We start from the raw sequence: 17,871 nt of genomic DNA on the forward strand, positions 1-17,871 counted from the left end.
CATGGGAGCCAACTGACATGGAACGTCTGACACGCATTTTGGCCGCAATCACCCGCTGGGGGCTGGGCCTGTGCGCGTTGGTTTTGGTGTTGATGGCGTTGTACGTCAGCCTCGGCCGAGAGCTGACGCCGCTGGTGGCCGAATACCGTGCCGAGATCGAAGACAAGGCCAGCGCGGCCCTCGGGATGCCGTTGCAGATCGGCGAGCTGGAAGGCAACTGGAGTGGTTTTGCACCGATCCTGCTGGCTCATGATGTGACGCTCGGCGACGGCGCCAATGCCCTGCGCCTGGATCGGGTACGAGCGGTGCCGGACCTGTGGGCCAGTTTGTTGGCTCGTGAAGTGCGTATCGCACATCTGGAACTCAATGGCCTGAAGATCAGCCTCAAAGAAGCCGAGGACGGCCGCTGGGCGCTGGAAGGTCTGCCGATGCAGAATGATCAGCCGCTCGATGCGCAGCAGTTGTTCAATCGTTCGCAAATGATTCAGCAACTTTCGGTGCTCGACAGTCAGGTCACCCTGCAGCCGCAGGATCACGCGCCGATGACCCTGACCTATGTCGGCCTCAATCTGAAGACCGGTGCCAGTCGCCAGCGCCTTGATGCCCGTTTGACTTTGCCTGACGGTCAGCCGGTGGCCATCAACCTGCGCACGCGCATCCGCCCGGAGCAATGGCAGGACAGCACGGTCGAGGGCTACGCCAGTCTGCCGCAAAGCGACTGGGCGAAATGGCTGCCCGAACGCCTGACCCAGCAATGGAATTTCACCGAGCTCAAGGCCGGTGGTGAAGTCTGGATCGATTGGGCCAAGGGCACGCTGCAAAACGCCGTCGTGCGCTTGAATGCCCCGCAACTGACGGGCGCTTATGGTGAGCGCAAGCCGATCCGGATCAACAACCTCGCCATTAATGCGTACTACCACGACAGTGGCGATGGGGCGACGGTTACCTTTGATTCGCTGGCGATGAACTTCGGTGAAAACCGCTGGGAATCGCACATCCAGCTGCAACAGACCCGTGCCACCGACAAGGTTGAAGAGCTCTGGCACCTGCAGGCTGATCGCCTCGATCTGACGCCGATCACGCCGCTGCTCAATGCGCTTGGACCGCTGCCAAAGGGTTTCGCTGAGGTGGTCGATCATTTGAACGTGACCGGCGGCCTGCGCAACGTGCTGCTGGATTTCCGGCCTGCGGCCACTGACGGCACAAAATTCAGCTTTGCCGCCAATCTCGATCAGGTCGGCTTCGATGCCTATCACGGCGCTCCGGCGGCAAGAAATGTCAGCGGCAGCCTCACCGGTAACCTCGACGGTGGCGAGTTGCGCATGGACAGCAAGGATTTCGTCCTGCACCTCGACCCGATCTTTGCCAAGCCGTGGCAATACCTGCAGGCCAATGCGCGCCTGACCTGGAAGCTCGATAAAGAAGGCTTCACCCTGATCGCGCCGTACCTGAAGGTGTTGGGCGAGGAGGGCAAGATTGCCGGTGACTTCCTGATCCGCCTGCATTTCGATCACAGCCAGGAAGACTACATGGACCTGCGGGTCGGTCTGGTCGATGGCGACGGTCGCTACACCGCCAAATACCTGCCTGAAGTCTTGAGCCCGGCGCTCGACGAGTGGCTGCGTACAGCGATTCTAAAAGGCGCGGTCGATCAGGGCTTCTTCCAGTACCAAGGTTCGTTGAACAAGAATGCGGGCGAGGCTGACCGCAGTATCAGTCTGTTCTTCAAAGTGCATGACGCCGAACTGGCGTTCCAGCCGGGCTGGCCGCATGTCAGCAAGGTCAGCGGCGATGTGTTCATCGAAGACAGCGGTGTGCGCATCTGGGCCAGCAAAGGCCAGTTGCTCGACACTCAGGTCAAAGATGTCTTCGTCAATATTCCCCATGTGCCGAGCGGGCAGAACACTCACATGTTCCTTGACGGGGCGTTTGCCGGTGGTTTGGGTGACGGGCTGAAAATTCTCCAGGAAGCACCGATCGGCACGGCGGACACCTTCGCTGGCTGGGAAGGTGCAGGCGATCTGCAAGGCAAGCTCAAACTGGATGTGCCGCTGGCCAAGGGCGATCAACCGAAGATCCTCGTCGACTTCAAGACCGCCAATGCGCGGCTGAAACTGGCCGAGCCGAAGCTGGAACTGACTCAGCTCAAAGGTGATTTCCGCTTCGACAGCGCCAAGGGCCTCAGTGGGCAGAACATCGCCGCGCGCGCTTTCGACAAACCGGTCACTGCGCAGATTTTTGCCGACGGCAGTCCCGGCAAGCTCAAGACTCGCGTAGCCGCGTCGGGGCAAGTCGAGGTGAAGAAACTCACCGATTGGTTGGGCGTGACGCAGCCACTGCCGGTTTCCGGGACGATTCCGTATCAGTTGCAGCTGAACCTCGACGGTGCGGACAGCCAGTTGATGGTCAGCTCCAGCATGCAGGGGGTGGCGGTCGATCTGCCGGCGCCGTTCGGCATGACGGCGGAAACGGGGCGCGACACGGTGTTCCGCATGACGTTGCAAGGGCAGGAGCGGCGTTATTGGGTCAACTATGACCAACTGGCTAATTTCACCTTTGCCGCGCCGCCAAGCAATTTTGCCGACGGTCGTGGCGAATTGTTCCTCGGCGCCGGCGAGGCTGTGCTGCCGGGGACCAAAGGCTTGCGGATTCGCGGCGTGCTGTCAGAGCTGGACGTGGCGCCGTGGCAAGATCTGGTTAGCAAATACGCCGGACAGGATCCGGGCGGCAGCGCAGGTAAGTTGCTTAGCAGTGCAGACTTCAAGGTCGGCAAACTGACGGCGTTCGGCACCACGCTGGATCAGGCTTCGGTGCAGTTGAATCGCAAACAGGCGGCGTGGAATCTGGCGCTCGACAGTCAGCAGGCCAAAGGCACGGCCAGTCTGCCGGATGCCAAGGGCACGCCCATTGCGGTGAACCTGCAATACGTGAAACTGCCGGCGCCGGATCCTACGGTGCAGGCTGACGAGAACGCTCCTGATCCTCTGGAGTCGGTCGATCCGACCAAGATTCCGGCGCTGGATATCACCATCAATCAGCTGTTCCAGGGCCAGGATCTGGTCGGAGGCTGGTCGCTCAAGGTGAGACCGACAGCCAAAGGCATCGCGCTGAACAATCTCGATATGGGCCTCAAAGGTATCCTGTTGCAAGGCAATGGCGGCTGGGAAGGGGCGCCGGGCTCGACCAATAGCTGGTTCAAGGGGCGGATTGGCGGCAAGAACCTCGCCGACGTGCTCAAGGGTTGGGGGTTTGCGCCGAGTGTGACCAGCGAAGAGTTCCACATGGACGTCGATGGTCGCTGGCCGGGCTCGCCGGCGTGGCTGGCGACCAAGCGTTTCTCCGGCACCCTTGATGCGTCACTGAACAAGGGGCAATTCGTTGAAGTGGAGGGCGGTGCGCAAGCATTGCGGGTGTTCGGTCTGCTCAACTTCAACTCCATTGGCCGACGCCTGCGCCTGGATTTCTCCGACTTGTTCGGCAAAGGCTTGAGCTACGACCGGGTCAAAGGCCTGCTGGTGGCGACCAACGGTGTTTACGACACCAAAGAACCGATTCGCCTGACCGGGCCGTCGAGCAATATTGAGCTCAACGGCAAGCTGGATCTGGTGGCGGAACAGGTCGACGCCAAGTTGCTGGTGACCTTGCCGGTGACCAACAACCTGCCGATTGCCGCGTTGCTTGTGGGCGCCCCTGCGGTCGGCGGTGCGTTGTTCCTGATCGACAAGTTGATCGGTGATCGCGTGGCGCGCTTTGCCAGTGTGAAATACACCGTCAAAGGCCCGTGGAAAGAGCCGAAAATCACCTTCGACAAGCCTTTTTAACTAGCAGACACTACCCCGGTAGGTGCCGAAGGCTGCGATCTTTTGATTTTGTTTTTTAAGAGCCAGATCAAAAGATCGCAGCCTGCGGCAGCTCCAACAAGGTTGTGTGCAGACTCCGAGGAGCGGGCATGTCTTTAGCGGTGATTCAAATGGTCAGCCAGAGCGACGTGCTGGCCAATCTGGCTCAGGCCCGACGCCTGCTCGAACAGGCGGCGGCGGGTGGCGCGAAGCTTGCGGTACTGCCGGAAAACTTCGCCGCCATGGGCCGTCGCGACGTCGCCGACATCGGCCGTGCCGAGGCTATGGGCGAGGGGCCGATCCTGCCATGGTTGAAACAGACCGCCCGCGACCTCACGTTATGGATAGTGGCCGGGACTTTGCCGTTGCCGCCGGTGGATCAGCCGACAGCCAAGGCCAATGCCTGCTCGTTGCTAATCAATGAACACGGCGAAATCGTTGCACGCTATGACAAGTTGCATCTGTTCGATGTCGATGTGGCGGACAATCGCGGCCGTTACCGCGAATCCGATGACTATGCTTATGGCAGTGGCGTAGTGGTCGCGGACACTCCGGTCGGCAAACTGGGTCTGACCGTGTGTTACGACCTGCGCTTTCCGGAGCTGTACAGCGAATTGCGCGCTGCCGGTGCCGAATTGATTACCGCACCGTCGGCGTTTACTGCGGTGACCGGCGCAGCCCATTGGGATGTGCTGATTCGGGCGCGGGCCATCGAGACTCAATGCTATGTGCTGGCCGCAGCGCAGGGCGGGATCCATCCGGGACCGCGGGAAACCTTCGGGCATGCGGCGATCGTCGACCCGTGGGGCCGCGTGCTGGCGCATCAGGATCAAGGCGAAGCGGTGTTGTTGGCCGAACGCGACAGTATTGAACAAGCGTCCATCAGGGCGCGAATGCCGGTGACGCGTCATCGGCGGTTTTTCTCGCAGGGCGCACAGCGACCTGCTTCAGAACACGAATTTAAGGCGTAAACCTATGAGCGAGTTGTTGTCCTCAGTCAGTGATCATCTTCTGGCGCCCGGTGGCGTGACGATCGAGAGCCTGCAAGGCGTGCTCGGCGATCTGGCCGGGCCTGGCATCGATGCCGCCGACCTGTATTTTCAGGGTCAGATTTCCGAGTCGTGGGCGCTGGAAGACGGCATCGTCAAGGAAGGCAGCTTCAACCTCGACCAAGGTGTTGGCGTGCGTGCGCAGTCCGGTGAAAAAACCGGGTTTGCCTACAGCAACGCGATCACCCTCGAAGCTTTGGGAGCCGCGGCCCGCGCCGCACGTTCGATCTCCCGCGCCGGGCAAAACGGCACGGTGCAGGCGTTCACCACTCAAGACGTAGCGCAGTTGTACGCGCCGGATAACCCACTCGAAGTCCTGACTCGCGCTGAGAAAGTCGAGCTGCTGAAACGCATCGATGTCGCGACCCGTGCGCTCGATCCTCGCATTCAACAAGTCAGCGTGAGCATGGCCGGGGTCTGGGAACGCATTCTGGTGGCTTCCACTGACGGTGGCCTGGCGGCCGATGTACGACCGTTGGTGCGCTTCAATGTCAGCGTGATCGTTGAACAAAATGGCCGTCGCGAGCGCGGCGGGCATGGCGGCGGCGGGCGTACCGACTACCGCTATTTCCTCGCCGAAGACCGCGCCATGGGTTACGCCCGTGAAGCGTTGCGTCAGGCGCTGGTGAACCTCGAAGCGATTCCTGCGCCGGCCGGTACGTTGCCGGTGGTGCTGGGCTCGGGCTGGTCTGGCGTGTTGTTGCACGAAGCGGTCGGCCACGGTCTGGAAGGCGACTTCAACCGCAAAGGCAGTTCCGCCTACAGCGGACGCATGGGCGAAATGGTTGCCTCGAAACTCTGCACGATTGTCGATGACGGCACTTTGAGCGGTCGTCGCGGCTCGCTGAGTGTCGACGACGAAGGCACCCCGACCGAGTGCACTACGCTGATCGAAAACGGCGTGCTCAAGGGTTACATGCAAGACAAGCTCAACGCGCGTCTGATGGGCGTGGCCCGTACCGGTAACGGTCGTCGTGAGTCTTACGCGCATCTGCCGATGCCGCGCATGACCAACACTTACATGCTCGGCGGCGAAAGCGATCCGGCGGAAATCATTGCTTCGGTGAAGAAAGGCATTTACTGCGCCAACCTCGGTGGTGGTCAGGTCGACATCACCAGCGGCAAGTTCGTGTTCTCCACCAGCGAGGCGTATCTGATCGAAGACGGCAAGATCACCGCCCCGGTGAAAGGCGCCACGTTGATCGGCAATGGCCCCGAGGCGATGAGCCGGGTGTCGATGGTCGGTAACGATCTGTCGCTGGACAGCGGTGTGGGCACGTGTGGCAAGGATGGGCAATCGGTGCCGGTGGGTGTCGGTCAGCCGACGCTGAAGATCGATGCGATCACCGTCGGTGGGACGGGCGCATAAACAGAGGTGGAGCTTCGGGTGGCGCGCAGTGCGGCCACCCGTTGACGAATCTCAGCGCAGACCGCGTTGAGTATCGTCCAGCTCGCGGATGTACTTGAAGATTTTACGGCTGGAAGCGGGAGGTTTGTTTTGCGCAACCTCGTGCTGAGCCTGACGGATCAGGGAACGCAGTTGCTGGCGGTCGGCGTCCGGGTACTCGACGACGAATTTCTCCAGCACGGCATCATCGCCCGCGATCAAGCGGTCACGCCAGCGTTCGAGATTGTGGAAACGCTCGTTGTACTGACGAGTGGAGGCATCGAGTTGATCGAGCAGCGTGAGAATCGCGTCAGTGTCCTGATCGCGCATCAGCTTGCCGATGAACTGCAAGTGCCGTTTACGCGCGATGTTCGCGGTGTGCTTCGGCGCATCGGCCAGCGCCCGGCGCAAAGCGTCGGTCAATGGCAGTTTTGCCTGCAAGTCGGGCTTGAGTGTTGTAAGGCGCTCGCCAAGGTCAACCAGAGCATGCAGCTCGCGTTTGACCTGAGATTTGCTTTTTTCTCCCGTATCGAGGGAGTCGTCGTAAGAATCAACCATGGTGGCAGTCCGCAAAGAAACGCCGCCATGATAACCAGTCGGGGGCCGCTTGTCCGGCCCGGTCGCTCGATGACCCTAGCCGAAAGCAGAATTTGAGTGGAGATGAGCATGAGTGCAGTTGAAAGCGTCGGCCCGCAGGCATTGCCGGCACTGCAGGGTCAAGTCGAGCAGATCATCGCCGAAGCCAAGCGTCAGGGCGCCAGTGCCTGCGAAGTCGCGGTGTCGCTGGAGCAGGGCCTGTCGACGTCGGTGCGTCAGCGCGAGGTCGAGACGGTCGAGTTCAACCGCGATCAGGGTTTCGGCATCACGCTGTACGTCGGTCAGCGGAAGGGCTCGGCCAGCACTTCCGCCACCGGACCTGATGCCATTCGTGAAACCGTCGCCGCCGCACTGGCGATTGCCAAGCACACCTCGGAGGATGAGGCCTCGGGCCTGGCTGATGCAGCGCTGATGGCCCGCGAGCAACAGGATTTCGATCTGTTCCACGAATGGGACATCACCCCGGAGCAGGCCATCGAGAAGGCGTTGCTCTGTGAAGCGGCCGCTTTTGACGCCGATGCGCGGATCAAGAACGCCGATGGCACCACGCTCAGCACCCATCAGGGCTGCCGGGTTTATGGCAACAGCCACGGGTTTATCGGCGGCTATGCATCGACCCGACACAGCCTGAGTTGCGTGATGATTGCCGAGGCCGATGGCCAGATGCAGCGCGATTACTGGTACGACGTGAGCCGTCAGGGCACTTTGCTGGCCGATCCGGTAAGCATTGGTCAGCGTGCAGCGCAACGCGCGGCGAGCCGTCTGGGCGCGCGTCCGGTGCCGACTTGTGAAGTGCCGGTGCTGTTTTCTGCAGAACTGGCGGGCGGCTTGTTCGGCAGTTTCCTCTCGGCGGTTTCCGGCGGCAGTCTGTATCGCAAGTCGTCGTTTCTTGAAGGCACACTGGGGCAGAAGCTGTTCCCGGAATGGCTGACCATCGATGAGCGTCCGCACCTGATGCGCGCCATGGGCAGCGCCTCTTGCGACGGTGATGGTCTGGCGACGTACGCTAAACCGTTCGTCGAAAAAGGTGAGCTGGTCTCGTACATTCTCGGCACCTACTCCGGGCGCAAACTCGGCATGCCGAGCACGGCCAATGCTGGCGGCGTGCATAACCTGTTCGTCACCCATGGCGACGAAGACCAGGCGGCGCTGTTGAAGCGTATGGGTCGTGGCTTGTTGGTGACTGAATTGATGGGCCATGGCCTGAACATGGTCACTGGCGATTACTCGCGTGGGGCGGCGGGTTTCTGGGTCGAGAACGGTGAAATCCAGTTCGCGGTGCAGGAAGTGACCATCGCCGGCAACATGCGCGACATGTTCAAGCAGATCGTTGCGGTGGGTAATGACCTGGAACTGCGCAGCAACATTCGCACCGGTTCGGTGTTGATTGAGCGGATGACTGTCGCGGGCAGCTAAAGCTCAGCCGTCCTACACAAAAGGCGCGCTACCTCATCGGGTGGCGCGCCTTTTTTATTGGCTCCACACAAATCCAATGTGGGAGCGAGCCTGCTCGCGAAAGCGATTTCACGGCCGACCGCGTTGGTGACCGGCACGACGCCTTCGCGAGCAGGCTCGCTCCCACAATGGACTCTGTGTAATTCGGCGCTCTTGTTTTGGTTCTCATTATCATCTAATAATAAATCTCATTATCGGATGAGCCCCGGATCATGAGTTCTGCCTTACACGAGCAGCCCTACCTCGAAAGCTGGCGCTGGATGAGCCGTCAGATCCGTTGCGCGATGGATCCCGACGAGCCGCGCCTGATCGAACACTATCTCGCCGAAGGCCGCTATCTGTCCTGTTGCACCGCGACCTCACCCTGGACGGTCGCCGAAACCTCCTTCCGTTTGCTGCTCGACACGGCCACCGACATCGCTCTGCCGTGGCACTGGCGCAGCCTCTGTCTCGATCAAGCCTGGCGCCCATTGCGTGAAATGGAGCGCCTCTCTTTATGCAATTGCCGGCTCAAGCGCTGGCAACGCTACACCTGGCAGCTCGCCACTTGCGATCTGCTTCCATCGATACCTCTCATTGAACTGGTGCAAGGATTTTCAGATGACCAAGACTCGTATTGAGCGCGACAGCATGGGCGAACTGCAGGTGCCGGTTGACGCTCTCTACGGCGCGCAGACCCAGCGCGCAGTGGATAACTTCCCGATCAGCAGCAAACCGATGCCGACGCAATTCATCCGCGCGCTGATCCTCGCCAAAGCCGCCGCTGCTCGGGCCAACGTTGAACTCAACCAGATCACTGCCGCCCAGGGCAAAGCCATCAGCGACGCCGCGCAAGGCCTGCTCGAAGGCGATTTCATGCAGCATTTCCCGGTGGATATCTTCCAGACCGGTTCCGGCACCAGCTCGAACATGAACGCCAACGAAGTGATCGCCACCCTGGCCAGTCGCTTGCTCGGCGAATCGGTGAACGCCAACGATCACGTCAACTGCGGCCAGAGCAGCAACGACATCATCCCGACCACTATCCACGTCAGCGCCGCGCTGGCCCTGCACGAACAACTGCTGCCGGCCCTGCTGCACCTGGTCCAAGTGATCGAGCAAAAAGCCGGGCAGGTGCATCACCACGTCAAAACCGGCCGCACGCATTTGATGGACGCGATGCCGGTGCGCATGAGCCAAGTGCTCAACGGATGGGCGCAGCAGCTCAAGGCCAACATCGGCCACCTGCAAGATCTGCTACCGAGCCTGCAATCCCTTGCGCAGGGCGGCACGGCGGTCGGCACCGGGATCAATGCGCATCCTGAGTTCGCCGCGCGTTTCAGCCGCCAGTTGAGCCAACTGACTGATGTGCAATTCACCCCGGGCAAGGACCTGTTCGCGCTGATTGGCTCGCAGGACACCGCCGTTGCCGTCTCCGGCCAGCTCAAAGCCACCGCCGTTTCGCTTATGAAAATCGCCAACGATTTGCGCTGGATGAACTCCGGCCCGCTCGCCGGCCTCGGTGAAATCGAACTCGAAGCCCTGCAGCCGGGCTCGTCGATCATGCCGGGCAAGGTCAATCCGGTGATCCCGGAAGCCACCGCCATGGTTGCCGCGCAAGTCATCGGCAACGACTCGGTGATCACCATCGCCGGTCAGTCGGGCAACTTTGAGCTGAACGTGATGCTGCCGATCATCGCGCAGAACCTGTTGAGCAGCATCGAACTGTTGGCCAATTCCAGCCGCTTGCTGGGCGACAAGGCCATTGCCAGCTTCAAGGTCAACGAGTCGCGCCTCAAAGAAGCGCTGTCGCGTAACCCGATTCTGGTCACCGCGCTCAACCCGATCATCGGTTACCAGAAAGCCGCCGAAATCGCCAAGCAGGCCTACAAGGAAGGCCGCGCAGTGATCGACGTTGCTCTGGAGCACACCGACCTGTCGCGCAGCCAACTGGAAGAGTTGCTCAATCCCGAGAAACTCACCGCCGGCGGCGTGTAAACCCCGCAACCGCTTTGGAGGCTCACCATGGAGCACTGGAAACGCACGATTGAACGGGCTAATCGCTGCTTCATGCTGGGCGAGCTGATCGACGCCCGAGAGGCTTATCTGCAAGCCCTGGCCCTGGCGCAAGTGTTGTTCGAACGCTGGGCGGATGCCGACGAAGCAGTGGCGGCTTGCGTCATCTCCCATCACAACCTGGCGGATCTGCACTTGCGCCTGAACCAGCCAGAGGAGAGCGCTGAGTACCTCTGCGCCATCCACCAACGGCTGTTGCAGACCATGCAGGACGAGCGTCAGCGCCTGGCATTGCGTGAAGCAGCGTTGCGCCAGAGCAGCAAGACCTACGTCGAGCTGCTGAATTTCATCAGCGAACATGGCGAGTACCCACGCACCCAGCGTTTGCTGCACCCGGATACCGGCAATGCGCGCCGCGCGCCTGCCCCACATCACCATGGAGTCCATTGAAATGGCTTTTACCTTGCCTGCCTTGCCTTACGCCTACGACGCCCTCGAACCGCACATCGATGCGCAGACCATGGAGATCCACTACACCAAGCATCACCAGACTTATATCAACAACCTCAACGCGGCGGTTGAAGGCACCGAATACGCTGAGTGGCCGGTGGAAAAACTGGTCGCCAGCGTTCAGCAATTGCCGGAAAAACTCCGCGCAGCGGTGATCAACCAGGGCGGCGGACACGCCAACCACTCGTTGTTCTGGGAAGTGATGGTGCCCAACGGTGGCGGCAAACCTGATGGCGCATTGGCCAAGGCTATCGATGAACATCTGGGTGGCCTCGACAGTTTCAAGGAGGCCTTCACCAAAGCCGCCCTGACCCGTTTTGGCAGCGGCTGGGCTTGGCTCAGCGTGACCCCGGAGAAAAAACTGATCGTGGAAAGCAGCGGCAACCAGGACAGTCCGTTGATGAACGGCAACACGCCGATCCTCGGTCTCGACGTCTGGGAGCACGCTTATTACCTGCGTTATCAGAACCGTCGCCCGGAATACATCAACGCGTTCTACAACGTAATCAATTGGCCTGAAGTTGCTGCGCGCTATCAGGCCGCACTGGTTTAAGTCTTCTATAAAAACAATCCAAGGCTGACTATGGGCACTGAAACACTGGCGATCGGAAGTGGGCGTATGTTTCGTTACGCAGTGGGATCGCTATTGCTGTTGGCGGGTATGACCTTGCTGGTCGCCCACGGGCTGGAATGGCTGAATCTCGAGCCGAGGCTGTCGCGGGCGTTGCAGGGCGGTGCAATCTGCGCCCTGGGCACAGCGCTTGGGGCTGTGCCGGTGCTGGTGATTCGGCGGATGCCTCAGGCGCTCAGCGACACCTTGCTGGGTTTCGGTGCCGGAGTGATGCTGGCGGCGACCGCGTTTTCGCTGATCGTGCCAGGTATCGCTGCAGCCGAAAGTCTGGGCATGACCCCATGGGGCGCCAGTGGTCTGATTTGCTTCGGGATCATGCTCGGTGCCTTCGGCCTGTATCTGGTCGATCGCAAGGTGTCCGGCGCGTCTCCGGAAATGCTCGTCGGCACTGTCGAGCACCCGGTGATTCCACCGCGCATCTGGTTATTCGTCTTCGCCATCATTGCCCATAACATCCCTGAAGGCATGGCCGTCGGTGTTTCTGCCGGTGGCGGCATGCCGGATGCCGACAGTCTGGCCATGGGCATCGCTTTGCAGGATGTGCCGGAAGGTCTGGTGATTGCGCTGGTATTGGCCGGGGCAGGGATGTCGCGAGTCAAGGCGTTCCTGATCGGTGCCGCGTCAGGTTTGGTCGAGCCAGTATTTGCGCTGCTGTGTGCGTGGCTCGTGAGTCTGGCGCAGGTGTTATTGCCGTTGGGGCTGGCGCTGGCGGCCGGGGCGATGTTGCTGGTGGTGACCCACGAAGTCATCCCGGAGTCGCGACGCAATGGTCATGACAAGCTGGCCAGTCTTGGCTTGCTGATCGGGTTTTGTCTGATGATGGTGATGGATACGGCGTTGGGTTGAAACAAGCGGGGAGGGAGCAAGCTCCCTCGACTGCAGATCAACCGCCCTCGTCAAAATAGTTGTTGATCAATGCCACCAGCGCATCCAGCGCTTCCTGTTCCTGATGCCCTTCAGTGCTCAGGTAGATCTTGGTGCCCTTGCCTGCGGCGAGCATCATCATCGCCATGATGCTTTTGCCATCGACCGTGGTCTCGGGCGTGCGGCCCACTCTGATCGTGCAATCCGGATACTGCCCGGCCACGCCAACGAACTTGGCCGACGCGCGGGCATGCAGGCCCAGTTTGTTGATGATTTCGATTTCCAGAGCAGGCATCGCGGTGTGAATCCTTTAAGTGAGGTCGCGGTGGCGAACCTGGACGTTCTTCAGGGTTTTCTGCAGGGCCTGACCCAGGCGTTCGGTCAGGTAGACGGAGCGGTGATGCCCGCCGGTGCAGCCAATGGCAATGGTCACGTAGGCGCGATTGCTGGCGGCGAAGCGCGGCAGCCATTTGTGCAGGTAGGTGAAGATGTCTTGGAACATCTCTTCGACCTCGGGCTGCGCTGCCAGATACTCGGCGACCGGCGCGTCTAGACCGGATTGCTCGCGCAGCTCCGGTTTCCAGTACGGATTGGGCAGGCAGCGTACGTCGAACACCAGGTCGGCATCGACCGGCATGCCGCGCTTGAAGCCGAATGACTCGACCAGAAACGCTGTACCCGGCTCCGGCTGATTGAGCAGGCGCAACTTGATGGTATCGCGCAGCTGATACAGGTTCAGATTGGTGGTGTTGATTTTCAGGTCGGCGAGGTCGGCTATCGGGCCGAGCAGGGCAGTCTCATCGTGGATCGCCTCGGCCAGCGAGCGGTTGGCGTTGCTCAGCGGGTGGCGACGACGGGTCTCGGAAAAACGCTTGAGCAGGGTTTCCTCATCGGCGTCCAGGTAAAGCACATCGCACTGGATATGCTTGCTTCTGGCGTCTTCAAGCAGTTCGGGGAAGCGTGACAGGTGGCTCGGCAGGTTGCGCGCATCAATCGACACGGCCACCAGCGGCTGCGCCAGTTCTGTGTGAATCAATGCGCGCTCGGCCAGCTCCGGCAGCAAACCTGCGGGCAAGTTGTCGATGCAGTAGTAACCGTTGTCCTCCAGGACATCCAGTGCCGTACTTTTACCCGAGCCAGAACGGCCGCTGACGATGATCAAGCGCATGATTACTGCCCGTTCTGCTCGTCCACAACAACCTGATACAAGGCTTCGTTGCTCGAAGCGCTGCGCAATTTATCGCGCACATCCTTGCGATCCAGCATGCTCGCGATCTGGCGCAGCAACTCCAGGTGTGCATCGGTCGCGGCTTCCGGCACCAGCAATACAAACAGCAGGTCAACGGGAGCGCCGTCGATGGCGTCAAAATCGATAGGTGCTTCAAGGTGCATCAGCGCGCTGATAGGCGACTGGCAACCCTTGAGGCGGCAGTGAGGAATGGCGATGCCGTTGCCAAAACCGGTCGAACCCAGTTTTTCACGGGCAATCAGAGCCTCGAAGACATCTTGCATCTCCAGATCCGGTACTTCCCGGGCGATCAGGTTGGCAATTTGTTCGAGGGCTTTCTTTTTACTGCCGCCCGGCACGTTCACGAGGGAACGGCCGGGGGTCAGGATACTTTCAAGTCGGATCATGGAATGGGGGGTTATCGACCGGTCGCGCCCTGTAGGAGGCTTTGGGTCTTTTCCTTATGCTTTTTGAGTTGGCGATCCAGCTTGTCGGTCAGTGAGTCGATCGCAGCATACATGTCGGTATCTTCTGCGTTGGCGACCACTTCGCTGCCGGGAATATGCAAGGTGGCTTCGATTTTCTGCTTCAGCTTTTCGACGCACATCGTGACTTGCACGTTGGTGATCTTGTCGAAATGGCGCTCCAGTCGTTGGAGTTTTTCCTCGATGTAGGAACGCAGAGGTTGGGTCACTTCCAGTTGGTGTCCACTGATGTTGACTTGCATACAGCTTCTCCTTCGTTGCCAGTGCATAAAGCGGCAGGCTGGATAGCCTGCCACTGGAACGCTGTAACGTGGCTTACATCAACCGCTTGCGTTCGCTCGAAGGCGCGATCCCGAGGGACTCGCGGTACTTGGCGACGGTGCGGCGAGCCACCTGAATGCCTTGTGCCTCCAGTAAACCAGCGATCTTGCTGTCACTCAACGGCTTTTTCTGATTTTCCGCCGCAACGAGTTTTTTGATGATCGCGCGGATCGCCGTGGACGAGCATTCGCCGCCTTCGGAGGTGCTGACGTGGCTGGAGAAAAAGTATTTCAGTTCATAAATACCGCGCGGGGTATGCATGAATTTCTGCGTGGTCACACGGGAAATCGTCGATTCATGCATGCCCACCGCTTCGGCGATGTCATGCAGAACCAGCGGCTTCATGGCTTCGTCGCCGTACTCCAGAAAACCGCGCTGATGCTCGACGATCTGGGTGGCAACTTTCATCAGGGTTTCGTTGCGGCTCTGCAAGCTCTTGATGAACCAGCGGGCTTCCTGCAACTGATTGCGCATAAAGGTGTTGTCGGCACTGGTGTCGGCGCGGCGCACGAAACCGGCGTACTGTGCGTTGACCCGCAGGCGGGGCACCGACTCCTGATTCAGTTCGACCAACCAGCGCTCGTTGTCCTTGCGCACGATAACGTCCGGCACCACGTATTCGGCTTCGGTCGATTCGATCTGCGAGCCTGGGCGTGGATTGAGGGTCTGTACCAGTTCGATGACCTGGCGCAGTTCATCTTCCTTGAGTTTCATGCGGCGCATCAACTGGCTGTAGTCGCGGCTGCCAAGCAGGTCGATGTAGTCGCTGACCAGGCGTTTGGCTTCCGCCAGCCACGGGGTCTTGGCCGACAGCTGGCGCAATTGCAGCAGAAGGCATTCGCCGAGGTTGCGTGCGCCGATACCGGCCGGTTCGAACTGCTGGATGCGGTGCAGGACGGCTTCGATTTCGTCCAGCTCGATGTCCAGTTCCGGGTCGAACGCTTCGAGAATTTCTTCGAGGGTTTCGTCCAGGTAGCCCTGATTGTTGATGCAATCGATCAGGGTCACAGCGATCAGGCGATCGGTGTCGGACATGGGGGCCAGGTTCAATTGCCACAGCAGATGACTTTGCAGGCTTTCGCCAGCGGAGGTACGGGTGGTGAAGTCCCACTCGTCATCATCGTTGCTCGGCAGGCTGCTGGCGCTGGTCTGGTAGACGTCTTCCCAGGCCGTGTCGACCGGAAGTTCGTTGGGAATGCGTTCGTTCCATTCGCCGTCCTCGAGGTTGTCTACCGTCGGGGCCGTTTCCTGATAGGAGGGTTCCTGGATCTCGGTGTTGGGCTTCTGCTCGATGTTGTGGGCCATCGGATCGGAATTGTCGAAGTCGTCGCCTTCTTCCTGGCGTTCGAGCATCGGATTGGATTCCAGCGCCTCCTGGATTTCCTGTTGCAGATCCAGGGTCGACAATTGGAGCAGACGGATGGCCTGTTGCAGCTGCGGTGTCATCGTCAGCTGCTGGCCCATTCTCAAGACTAGCGATGGTTTCATGGCAGGGGCTTAACACCTTATTCGCCGGCGCTATGCGCCATCCACTACAGGGCGCCGGAGCGCCAAACTTAAGCAAATTATATGCCTGAAACTGAAGTGTTTGCCTAGAGCGCTGTAACAATTAAAGCGTATAAAAAGCTGCTTCATCGATACAGCACCCTCGCGAATCACCCGGATGCTGTCGCGCTTACAGGCGGAACTCGTGCCCCAGATAGACTTCCTTGACCAGATCGTTGGCCAGGATGGTTTCTGCATCACCTTCGGCGATCAATTGACCGTCGTTGACGATGTAAGCGGTTTCGCAGATATCCAGCGTTTCACGGACGTTGTGGTCGGTGATCAGAACACCGATACCCTTGGCCTTGAGGTGGTGGATGATCTGCTTGATGTCGCCGACCGAGATCGGGTCGACACCGGCGAACGGTTCGTCGAGCAGGATGAATTTCGGGGCGGTTGCCAATGCCCGAGCGATTTCCACCCGGCGGCGTTCACCACCGGACAAGCTCATGCCGAGGTTGTCGCGGATGTGGCTGATGTGGAATTCCTGCAGCAGGCTTTCCAGCTCCTTGCGACGACCGGCCTTGTCGAGTTCCTGGCGGGTCTCGAGGATCGCCATGATGTTGTCGGCCACCGACAGTTTGCGGAAGATCGACGCTTCTTGCGGCAGATAGCCGATACCAGCCTTGGCACGACCGTGCATTGGCTGATGGCTGACGTCCAGATCATCGATCAGGACGCGGCCCTGATCGGCCTGCACCAGGCCGACGATCATGTAGAAGCACGTGGTCTTGCCGGCGCCATTGGGGCCGAGCAGGCCGACGATCTGGCCGCTGTCGATCGACAGGCTGACGTCACGCACGACCTGGCGGCTTTTGTAGGCCTTGGCCAGGTGCTGAGCTTTCAGAGTTGCCATTACTGGGTTTTCTCGTCGGTTTTCTTCTTCGGCTGGATCACCATGTCGATACGCGGACGCGCTTCGGTGACTTTGCTGCCGGTAGCGCGACCGGCGCTGGCCAGTTTCTTCACCGTGTCATAGACGATTTTCTCGCCCTGAGTGGTGTTGTTGTCCTTGTCGACAACCTTGGCCTTGTCGATCAGTACGACGCGGTTTTGCGCGGCATGGTACTGAATCGTCACGCCCCAGCCCTGTACAGGCTTGGTGTCGCCAGCGGTCTGCAGCTGTTCGAAGTAGGCGAGGTTGCCGACCGAAGTCACCACGTCGATATCACCGGTCGGGGTACGGGTGATGGTCACGGTGTTGCCGGTGACCTTCATCGAGCCTTGGGTAATGATCACGTCACCTTTATAGGTCGCAACGCCGTTTTTGTCGTCCAGCTGGGCATCGTCGGCCTGAATGCGGATTGGCTGCTCTTGATCGTTCGGCAGAGCCCAGGCGCTCACGCTTCCCAGTGCTGCGCCCAGACTGAGCAAAATAGGGAGGGTTTTAACGAGCCTCATACTGTCCTCTTACGTTCGATAGCAGGTGTATCCTGCTTTCCTTCAGGTACGCTTTCATTCCAACGCCAGTCGATACACCGCCAGCGCCGTCGATTCTAACGGGTTGCTCGGTCTGCGCATATTGCTCCTGCGGGAACACTGTCATGCGCGTGGAGGTGACCAGCAGATCGCGTTTCTTTTCATCGGTACGTTTGATGCGTACCGAATCGATCAATTCAACCTGGGTACCGCCCGAGTTCACTTCGCCGCGCTCACTGGTCACGTGCCACGGAAAATCTGTGCCGCGGTACATGTTCAGGTCGGGTTTGGTGACCAGGGTGATATCGGTGGCCTTGACGTGTTCGGCCTTTTCGGACGTCATTTCATACTGCACCTTGCCGTCTGGCAGGTATTGCAGGGTATGCGTGTTGGTCGCATACCAGTCGATAGGGTTGTCTACTGTCGACACGGGGGGCTTGTCGAGGAAGCGTTCCGGGCTGATGTTCCAGTAGCCGACAGCGGCGAAGATCGCCGCGATGCAGCCGAACAGCAGAAAGTTACGAAATTTTTTGCTAAACATGGTTT

The 17,871-nt window shown here is 59.8% G+C and carries 18 protein-coding genes; 9 read left to right on the forward strand and 9 right to left on the reverse strand.

Annotated features, from left to right (window positions below; translation table 11 throughout):
- Nucleotides 1–17 precede the first annotated feature (17 nt).
- From AC3Y64_RS04195 to tldD, 3 genes are all read left to right on the forward strand, one after another.
- On the forward strand, nt 18–3,821 hold the full coding sequence (locus AC3Y64_RS04195; protein WP_489986543.1) for a YhdP family protein: 3,804 nt from the start codon (nt 18–20) through the stop codon (nt 3,819–3,821).
- 128 nt (nt 3,822–3,949) lie between these two features.
- Nucleotides 3,950–4,810 (forward strand): carbon-nitrogen hydrolase family protein, encoded by an 861-nt coding sequence (locus tag AC3Y64_RS04200; protein WP_489986544.1) that lies wholly within the window; start codon nt 3,950–3,952, stop codon nt 4,808–4,810.
- Between the two features lie 4 nt (nt 4,811–4,814).
- Nucleotides 4,815–6,257 carry a metalloprotease TldD gene (gene tldD / locus AC3Y64_RS04205; RefSeq protein ID WP_158959620.1) on the forward strand — a complete coding sequence of 481 codons (1,443 nt, stop codon included), beginning with the start codon at nt 4,815–4,817 and terminating at the stop codon, nt 6,255–6,257.
- Nucleotides 6,258–6,308: 51 nt separating this feature from the next.
- On the opposite strand, the gene yjgA is transcribed toward tldD, so the two are convergent.
- Entirely contained in the window at nt 6,309–6,833 is a 525-nt protein-coding gene (yjgA, locus tag AC3Y64_RS04210; protein ID WP_025109468.1) for a ribosome biogenesis factor YjgA, read from the reverse strand.
- A gap of 102 nt (nt 6,834–6,935) precedes the next feature.
- Between yjgA and pmbA the strand changes: the two genes are divergently transcribed.
- The 6 genes from pmbA (at nt 6,936) to AC3Y64_RS04240 (ending at nt 12,309) form a co-directional block, all read left to right on the forward strand.
- Entirely contained in the window at nt 6,936–8,288 is a 1,353-nt protein-coding gene (gene pmbA, locus AC3Y64_RS04215) for a metalloprotease PmbA (protein WP_489986545.1), read from the forward strand.
- Between the two features lie 251 nt (nt 8,289–8,539).
- Nucleotides 8,540–8,947, forward strand: coding sequence for a FagA protein (locus AC3Y64_RS04220; RefSeq protein ID WP_489986546.1), 408 nt, complete (start codon nt 8,540–8,542; stop codon nt 8,945–8,947).
- On the forward strand, nt 8,928–10,304 hold the full coding sequence (locus tag AC3Y64_RS04225; protein ID WP_489986547.1) for a class II fumarate hydratase: 1,377 nt from the start codon (nt 8,928–8,930) through the stop codon (nt 10,302–10,304). The genes AC3Y64_RS04220 and AC3Y64_RS04225 overlap by 20 nt, the downstream gene beginning before the upstream one ends.
- A gap of 27 nt (nt 10,305–10,331) precedes the next feature.
- Nucleotides 10,332–10,772, forward strand: a complete 441-nt coding sequence (locus tag AC3Y64_RS04230) for a DUF2753 family protein (RefSeq protein ID WP_016984162.1) — start codon at nt 10,332–10,334, stop codon at nt 10,770–10,772.
- Nucleotide 10,773: 1 nt separating this feature from the next.
- Complete coding sequence (locus tag AC3Y64_RS04235) at nt 10,774–11,385, forward strand: superoxide dismutase (RefSeq protein WP_150705943.1); 612 nt, start codon at nt 10,774–10,776, stop codon at nt 11,383–11,385.
- Nucleotides 11,386–11,415: 30 nt separating this feature from the next.
- The gene (locus AC3Y64_RS04240) at nt 11,416–12,309 is read left to right on the forward strand and encodes a ZIP family metal transporter (protein WP_489986548.1); all 894 of its coding nucleotides are present in this window, start codon (nt 11,416–11,418) and stop codon (nt 12,307–12,309) included.
- A gap of 37 nt (nt 12,310–12,346) precedes the next feature.
- On the opposite strand, the gene AC3Y64_RS04245 is transcribed toward AC3Y64_RS04240, so the two are convergent.
- From AC3Y64_RS04245 to lptC, 8 genes are all read right to left on the reverse strand, one after another.
- A complete protein-coding gene (locus AC3Y64_RS04245; RefSeq protein ID WP_008085079.1) occupies nt 12,347–12,622 on the reverse strand; it encodes an HPr family phosphocarrier protein in 276 nt (91 codons plus the stop codon).
- Nucleotides 12,623–12,637: 15 nt separating this feature from the next.
- Nucleotides 12,638–13,495, reverse strand: a complete 858-nt coding sequence (gene rapZ, locus AC3Y64_RS04250) for an RNase adapter RapZ (protein WP_008085077.1) — start codon at nt 13,493–13,495, stop codon at nt 12,638–12,640.
- A gap of 2 nt (nt 13,496–13,497) precedes the next feature.
- Complete coding sequence (gene ptsN, locus AC3Y64_RS04255; protein WP_158961096.1) at nt 13,498–13,962, reverse strand: PTS IIA-like nitrogen regulatory protein PtsN; 465 nt, start codon at nt 13,960–13,962, stop codon at nt 13,498–13,500.
- A gap of 11 nt (nt 13,963–13,973) precedes the next feature.
- A complete protein-coding gene (gene hpf / locus AC3Y64_RS04260; RefSeq protein WP_007912419.1) occupies nt 13,974–14,282 on the reverse strand; it encodes a ribosome hibernation-promoting factor, HPF/YfiA family in 309 nt (102 codons plus the stop codon).
- 73 nt (nt 14,283–14,355) lie between these two features.
- Nucleotides 14,356–15,849 carry an RNA polymerase factor sigma-54 gene (locus AC3Y64_RS04265; RefSeq protein WP_489986549.1) on the reverse strand — a complete coding sequence of 498 codons (1,494 nt, stop codon included), beginning with the start codon at nt 15,847–15,849 and terminating at the stop codon, nt 14,356–14,358.
- Between the two features lie 187 nt (nt 15,850–16,036).
- Complete coding sequence (gene lptB / locus AC3Y64_RS04270) at nt 16,037–16,762, reverse strand: LPS export ABC transporter ATP-binding protein (RefSeq protein WP_008085069.1); 726 nt, start codon at nt 16,760–16,762, stop codon at nt 16,037–16,039.
- On the reverse strand, nt 16,762–17,307 hold the full coding sequence (lptA, locus tag AC3Y64_RS04275; protein ID WP_064388005.1) for a lipopolysaccharide transport periplasmic protein LptA: 546 nt from the start codon (nt 17,305–17,307) through the stop codon (nt 16,762–16,764). Before lptA ends, lptB begins: the two co-directional genes overlap by 1 nt.
- A complete protein-coding gene (lptC, locus tag AC3Y64_RS04280) occupies nt 17,294–17,866 on the reverse strand; it encodes an LPS export ABC transporter periplasmic protein LptC (protein ID WP_489986550.1) in 573 nt (190 codons plus the stop codon). The genes lptA and lptC overlap by 14 nt, the downstream gene beginning before the upstream one ends.
- Between the last annotated feature and the right edge of the window lie 5 nt (nt 17,867–17,871).

The sequence above is a fragment of the Pseudomonas sp. 4CAES_32.4 genome (assembly GCF_058136335.1).